Source organism: Cupriavidus basilensis (genome assembly GCF_029335485.1).
In the GTDB taxonomy this organism is placed as follows: domain Bacteria; phylum Pseudomonadota; class Gammaproteobacteria; order Burkholderiales; family Burkholderiaceae; genus Cupriavidus; species Cupriavidus basilensis_E.
This window is the reverse complement of the sequence record NZ_JARJLM010000272.1, coordinates 24,151-30,229: the sequence shown is the minus strand read 5'-3', so window position 1 is coordinate 30,229 and position 6,079 is coordinate 24,151. Positions and strand designations below refer to the sequence as shown.

The window sequence follows — 6,079 nt, the reverse complement described above, 5'->3', positions numbered from 1 at the left end:
CTTTGCGGATTCGTGGTGGGCGCGTCAGTCCTGCCTGACTGCTGGCGCTACCGGTGCGAACGGCATCACCACTGCGGATGGCATTGGTTTTATTGTAGTGCCCCTGATAGCAATGATCCGTGGTAGTTCACGCATTTGCGTTACCGGCGCGAATGGCTACTGTCTCCCGATCCTTGCTGGTTTCGTCGTGGGCGCGGTGGCCCCGGCTTGAGGCTGAGCGCCCCAAATCTGGTGCCACCGCGCCCACTGATGAAGCCTCGATCGTCGCTCTCACTCGAACAGCGGGCTACGCATAGTCCAGCGGCAGCGCCGTCGTGTACTTGATCTGCTCCATTGCAAAGCTGGAACTCACGTCCGCCAGTTCCGCACCCTGGATCAGTTTCTTGTACACGCGGTCATAGGCGGCGATATCCGGCACCACCACCCGCAGCAGGTAGTCGGTATCGCCCGCCATGCGGTAGAACTCCGTGACCTCGGGAATCGTTGCGACCAGTTCATGGAAGGTCTTGAGCCACTTGACGCTATGCTGGCTGGTGCGGACCGAGACGAATACCGTGACGCCCACGTTCAGCAGGGCGGGATCGAGCAGCGCCACGCGCTTGCGGATCACGCCGCTTTCCTCGAGCTTCTGCACGCGCCGCCAGCACGGCGTGGAAGTGAGTCCCACCCGCTCCCCGAGTTCGGCCACCGGCACGGTGGCATCTTCCTGCAGGGCGGCGAGTATCTGGCGGTCGTAGCGGTCCATGGCAATTCCAATAACATGCAGCGTATCCGGTGCCCGGCCGCACGCCGGCCGTCGCTTCAGGCCGCGTCCACCAGCAGGTTCACACCGCTGCCGATGTGTTCCTGGTCCACCCCGTAGATATGCAGCGACACCGCCATCTCGTCGCTGTCGTTGCCGAGCGCGTGGATATGGCGCAGCCCCGCCGGTACGCTGAAGGTATCGCCCGCCGTGCGCGTGAGCGCGCCGCACGGCAGGGCTCGCCGCTGCTGCGCGTCCCAGCGGTAGTGGCGCTCGTGCAGCGTGCCGCGCAGCACCCGGTAGGCGCACCAGGTCTGGTGCCCGTGCACCGGACTATGCTGCCCCGGCCGCCAGACGATCAGCATGGCGGAGAAGCGCGCCAGCGGATCGGCGTGGACCAGGTGACGGGCATAGCCCTGCGCTGAGCCCTCGCGCAGCGCTTCGGGCAGTAACGCCAGCAGTGTCGCGGCATCCGGCAGGCTGGCCTCGATGCCTTGCGCCACCATGCGCGCGCTGGCGGCAAAGGCCGACGACATGCCATCGGAGAGCGGGGCGAAGAGATCCGGCCGGCCATCGGCCGCGTCGAGCCCGGCAAAGACGGCGCTACGTGCATGGCTGGCGGTATCCGCGATGCTGGCTTGCTGGGTGGCCATGAAGGGCTCCTTGTTGGTCTGCGACCATCATAGCGTCCGGCTTGTAGCAAACACCTGCATTTTGTCGTGCAAATCTGCCTGAAAGTGTAATCGTATTCCAGTAAATAGCAAATAAACGAAAATTTTTTCCTGACAATGGCATGGCGGCGGACAGCCGGTGGATAATGCGGCCTCATGGAAATCAAGTGGCTTGAAGACTTCGTCAGCCTGGCCGAGACGCACAGCTTCTCGCGCTCGGCCGAGCAGCGTCATGTGACGCAGCCCGCGTTCTCGCGCCGGATCCAGTCGCTCGAGTCCTGGGTGGGCACGGAACTGATCGACCGCTCCAGCTATCCCACCAGCCTGACGCCGGCTGGCAAGGTGTTCTACGAGCAGGCGCTGGCCATGCTGGCCCAGGTCAGCGAGACCCGCGCGCTGATGCGGGGGCAGCGCTCGGCCAACGCCCAGGTGCTGGAGTTCGCGGTGCCGCATACGCTGTCGCTGACCTTCTTCCCCGAATGGCTCAAGGCGGTGGAGCGCGAGATCGGCAAGCTGCCGTGCCGGCTGCGCGCGCTCAACGTGCACGATGCGGTGCTGGCGCTGGTGGACGGCGGCTGCGACCTGGTCATGGTCTATCACCATGCGCGCCAGGCCATCCAGCTCGACCCGGCGCACTACGACATGATGGTGCTGGGCGTCGAGCGGCTGTCGCCATACAGCGTGCCCGACGCCGCCGGCAAGCCGCTGTACCGCCTGCCCGGCACGGACAAGAAGCCGGTGCCCTTCCTCAGCTACACGCCCAATGCCTTCCTTGGCCGGATGGTCGACATGCTGCTGTCCGAAACCACCGACGCGCTCAGGCTCGACAAGTGCTACGAGACCGATATGGCCGAGGCGCTCAAGGTGATGGCGCTGGCGGGGCACGGCATGGCTTTCCTGCCGGAGAGCGCGGTGCGAGAGGAACTGGCCCAGCACCGGCTGGTCCGGGCCGAGTCGGCGCGCGGGGCACCGCTGTCGATCGACATGGAAATCCGGCTTTACCGGGAGAAGCCGGGCGAACACGTCAGCGAACGGCGCAGCGCGCAGGTCCGCGGCAAGCGCCAGCTGGTGGACCGCGTGTGGTCGTCGCTCGCGGCGCGGAGCCTGCCCGCGCCGCCAAAGGCCGGACGTGGTCCGGAGGGCGGGGCGGCGTAGCGGTCGGGATGGCGCACCGGCGTGTCTCAAGGTTATGCAATCCGTGCATAACGGGATGATCAAACGGCATTGGCTTCGGCGGTGCCGCCTCCCCTAAGCTTGCGGCACCTTCACACCGGAACCAAACGATGTCTTCCGCAGCGCCGTCCAATCCTGCCGTAAAGAACCACACCCTGCCTTCCTACCTGAACGCCGACGCGCTCGGGCCCTGGGGCATCTACTTGCAGCAGGTCGATCGTGTCACGCCGTACCTGGGCTCGCTGGCCCGCTGGGTCGAGACCCTCAAGCGCCCCAAGCGCGCCCTGGTGGTCGATGTGCCGATCGAGATGGACAACGGCACCATTGCCCACTTCGAAGGCTATCGCGTACAGCACAACATGTCGCGCGGTCCGGGCAAGGGCGGCGTGCGCTTCCACCAGGACGTGACCTTGTCGGAAGTGATGGCGCTGTCGGCCTGGATGTCGGTCAAGAATGCGGCGGTCAACGTGCCTTACGGCGGCGCCAAGGGTGGTATCCGCGTCGATCCGCGTACGCTCTCGCGTTCGGAGCTGGAGCGCGTGACGCGTCGCTACACCAGCGAAATCAACTTCATCATCGGGCCCAACAAGGACATCCCGGCGCCTGACGTCAACACCAATGAACAGGTGATGGCATGGATGATGGACACCTACTCGATGAACTCCGGCAGCACCTCCACCGGCGTGGTCACGGGCAAGCCGATCTCGCTGGGCGGCTCGCTGGGACGGCGCGAGGCAACCGGGCGCGGCGTCTTCGTGGTGGGTTCCGAGGCGGCCCGCAACCTGGGCCTGGACATCAAGGGCGCACGCGTGGTGGTGCAGGGTTTCGGCAATGTCGGCGCCGTGGCTGCCAAGCTGTTCCACGAAGCCGGCGCCAAGGTGGTGGCGGTGCAGGACCATCGCACCGCGCTGTACAACCCGGCCGGCCTGGACGTGCCCGCCATGATGGAATACGCCTCGCATAGCGGCACCATCGAGGGTTTCCAGGGCGAGACCATTTCCGCCGAGCAGTTCTGGCAGGTGGATTGCGAAATCCTGATCCCGGCCGCCCTGGAAGGCCAGATCACCGCCAAGAACGCGCCCCACATCAAGGCACGCATGGTCATCGAAGGTGCGAACGGCCCGACCACGCCGGAAGCCGACGACATCCTGCGCGAGCGCAATATCCTGGTGGCGCCGGACGTGATCGCCAATGCTGGCGGCGTTACGGTCTCCTATTTCGAATGGGTGCAGGATTTCTCCAGCTTCTTCTGGACCGAAGAAGAGATCAACCAGCGCCTGGTACGAATCATGCAAGAGGCATTCCGTGCGATCTGGCAGGTCGCTCAGGACAATAAGGTTACCTTGCGCACCGCCGCCTTCATCGTGGCGTGCACGCGGATTCTGCAGGCGCGCGAAATGCGCGGTCTCTATCCCTGATGCTTGATGTGGACAAGCGCGGTTTGCCGCAGCGGTATCGCTGAATAGCGATGCTGCAATGCAGCAAACCGATCCAGCATTGGTAACGCGGCTGCCGGGCCTCCCGGCAGCCGCGTTGTCGTATGTGCCGCAGCGATTCGCAAGAGAGGTTCCCGGCGAGCATTCCCTTGACGGAAGGCCATGACGGAGCGGGGCAATCCAGTGCGGGAAGGGCCTGATGCATGCTTTGGGTTTGCCTGCAAGCCGTGCTGGTATTGACTTTGTTAGGGGAAAAACCCCGTTGTCTTGAATGCCTGCCTGCGTAATACTACCTCGTCGGCGGGCGGCATCTTGCCTGAGTCCCGCCTTTCTCTTCATGGTCAAGGAGATGTTATGAATGTTGCCAAGTTGGCTTCCCTGATGATTGCGGCCGGCGTGCTGTGCGGCACCGCGCAAGCCGCCGAGCAACTGACGGGCACGCTGCAGAAGATCAAAGACACCGGTGTGATTACGCTTGGCGTGCGCGAGTCGTCGATTCCGTTCAATTACAACCTGGGCGGCGTGCGCCAGGTCGGCTATTCCTACGACATCAATATCAAGATCGTCGAGGCCATCAAGGACCGCCTGAAGCTGCCGAACCTGCAGGTCAAGGAAATCCCGATCACCTCGCAGAACCGCATCACCCTGCTGCAGAACGGCACCATCGACATCGAGTGCGGTTCCACCACCAATAACCTCGAGCGCCAGAAGCAGGCATCGTTTACCGACAGCATCTTCATCATCGGCACCCGCATCATGGTGAAGAAGGATGGCGGCATCAAGGATTGGGCCGACCTGAAGGGCAAGAACGTGGTGACCACCGCGGGCACCACCTCGGAACGCCTGCTGCGCAAGATGAACGATGACCAGAAGCTGGGCATGAACATCATCAGCACCAAGGACCACGGCCAGTCGTTCCTGACGCTGGAGTCGGGCCGCGCCGTCGCCTTCATGATGGACGATGCGCTGCTGTACGGCGAACGCGCCAAAGCCAAGAACCCGGCCGACTGGATCGTGGTGGGCAAGCCGCAATCGCGCGAGTCCTATGGCTGCATGATCCGCAAGGACGACGCACCGTTCAAGAAGCTGTCGGACACCGTGATCGCCGGCATGATGAAGGATGGCTCGGTCAATACGCTGTACACCAAGTGGTTCCAGCAGCCGGTTCCGCCCAAGGGCCTGAACCTGGACTTCCCGCTGTCTGAAGACATGAAGGCGCTGTTCAAGAATCCGAACGACAAGGCACTCGACTGATCCTGGGCTTCCGGTTGTGTGAAACGGAAGGCGTGTCCTTCCGTTTCTTTTTGAGGACACATCATGAACTACAGCTGGCATTGGGGTGTATTCCTCGAACAAGCGGCCCAGAACGAGACCTACCTGGACTGGATGATTTCCGGCCTGAAGGTCACCATTGCGCTGGGGCTTTCGTCGTGGATCATCGCCCTCATCATCGGTTCCGTGCTTGGCGTGCTGCGCACGGTGCCCAACAAGTGGCTGTCCGGCCTGGCCGCCACCTACGTCGAGATCTTCCGCAATATTCCGCTGCTGGTGCAGTTGTTCATCTGGTATTTCGTCATGCCCGAGCTGTTGCCCGGCGGCGAGACCTTCAAGCAGATGAATCCCTTCGCGCAGCAGTTCCTGGCAGCCATGCTCTGCCTGGGCACCTTCACGGCAGCCCGGGTCTGCGAGCAGGTCCGCTCGGGCATCAACTCGCTGCCGCCCGGCCAGCGGAACGCCGGCCTGGCGATGGGTTTCACGCTGGCCCAGACCTACCGCTATGTGCTGCTGCCGATGTCGTTCCGCGTCATTGTGCCGCCGCTGACCTCCGAGTTCCTGAATATCTTCAAGAACTCCGCGGTGGCGTCGACCATCGGCCTGCTGGAACTGGCGGCGCAGGGGCGCCAGCTGGTGGACTACACGGCGCGGCCGTATGAGTCCTTCATCGCGGTGACGCTGATGTACGCGCTGATCAATATCGTGGTCATGCTGCTCATGCGCTGGGTCGAAGGACGCACCCGCGTGCCCGGCTTCATCGGCACCAAGTAAAGGGACACGTC

Annotated in this window: 7 protein-coding genes; 5 read left to right on the top strand and 2 right to left on the bottom strand. The window is 63.5% G+C overall.

Annotation, left to right across the window (positions count from 1 at the left end; all coding sequences use genetic code 11):
• On the top strand, positions 1-211 hold a 211-nt coding region (locus P3W85_RS16090), incomplete at its 5' end, for a hypothetical protein (protein WP_276265520.1).
• A 75-nt stretch (positions 212-286) separates the two neighbouring features.
• On the opposite strand, the gene P3W85_RS16085 is transcribed toward P3W85_RS16090, so the two are convergent.
• Both P3W85_RS16085 and P3W85_RS16080 read right to left on the bottom strand, forming a co-directional pair.
• The gene (locus P3W85_RS16085) at positions 287-745 is read right to left on the bottom strand and encodes an Lrp/AsnC family transcriptional regulator (RefSeq protein WP_017226754.1); all 459 of its coding nucleotides are present in this window, start codon (positions 743-745) and stop codon (positions 287-289) included.
• 56 nt (positions 746-801) lie between these two features.
• Positions 802-1,395, bottom strand: coding sequence for a cysteine dioxygenase family protein (locus P3W85_RS16080; RefSeq protein ID WP_017226753.1), 594 nt, complete (start codon positions 1,393-1,395; stop codon positions 802-804).
• 174 nt (positions 1,396-1,569) lie between these two features.
• On the opposite strand from P3W85_RS16080, the gene P3W85_RS16075 reads away from it, so the two are divergent.
• From P3W85_RS16075 to P3W85_RS16060, 4 genes are all read left to right on the top strand, one after another.
• Positions 1,570-2,568 (top strand): LysR family transcriptional regulator, encoded by a 999-nt coding sequence (locus tag P3W85_RS16075; protein WP_276265519.1) that lies wholly within the window; start codon positions 1,570-1,572, stop codon positions 2,566-2,568.
• A gap of 128 nt (positions 2,569-2,696) precedes the next feature.
• Entirely contained in the window at positions 2,697-4,004 is a 1,308-nt protein-coding gene (locus P3W85_RS16070) for a Glu/Leu/Phe/Val family dehydrogenase (RefSeq protein ID WP_276265518.1), read from the top strand.
• A 372-nt stretch (positions 4,005-4,376) separates the two neighbouring features.
• A complete protein-coding gene (locus P3W85_RS16065; protein ID WP_017226750.1) occupies positions 4,377-5,276 on the top strand; it encodes a glutamate/aspartate ABC transporter substrate-binding protein in 900 nt (299 codons plus the stop codon).
• A 63-nt stretch (positions 5,277-5,339) separates the two neighbouring features.
• Positions 5,340-6,068: an amino acid ABC transporter permease gene (locus P3W85_RS16060; protein WP_017226749.1), complete on the top strand. Its 729-nt coding sequence runs from the start codon at positions 5,340-5,342 to the stop codon at positions 6,066-6,068.
• Positions 6,069-6,079 lie beyond the last annotated feature (11 nt).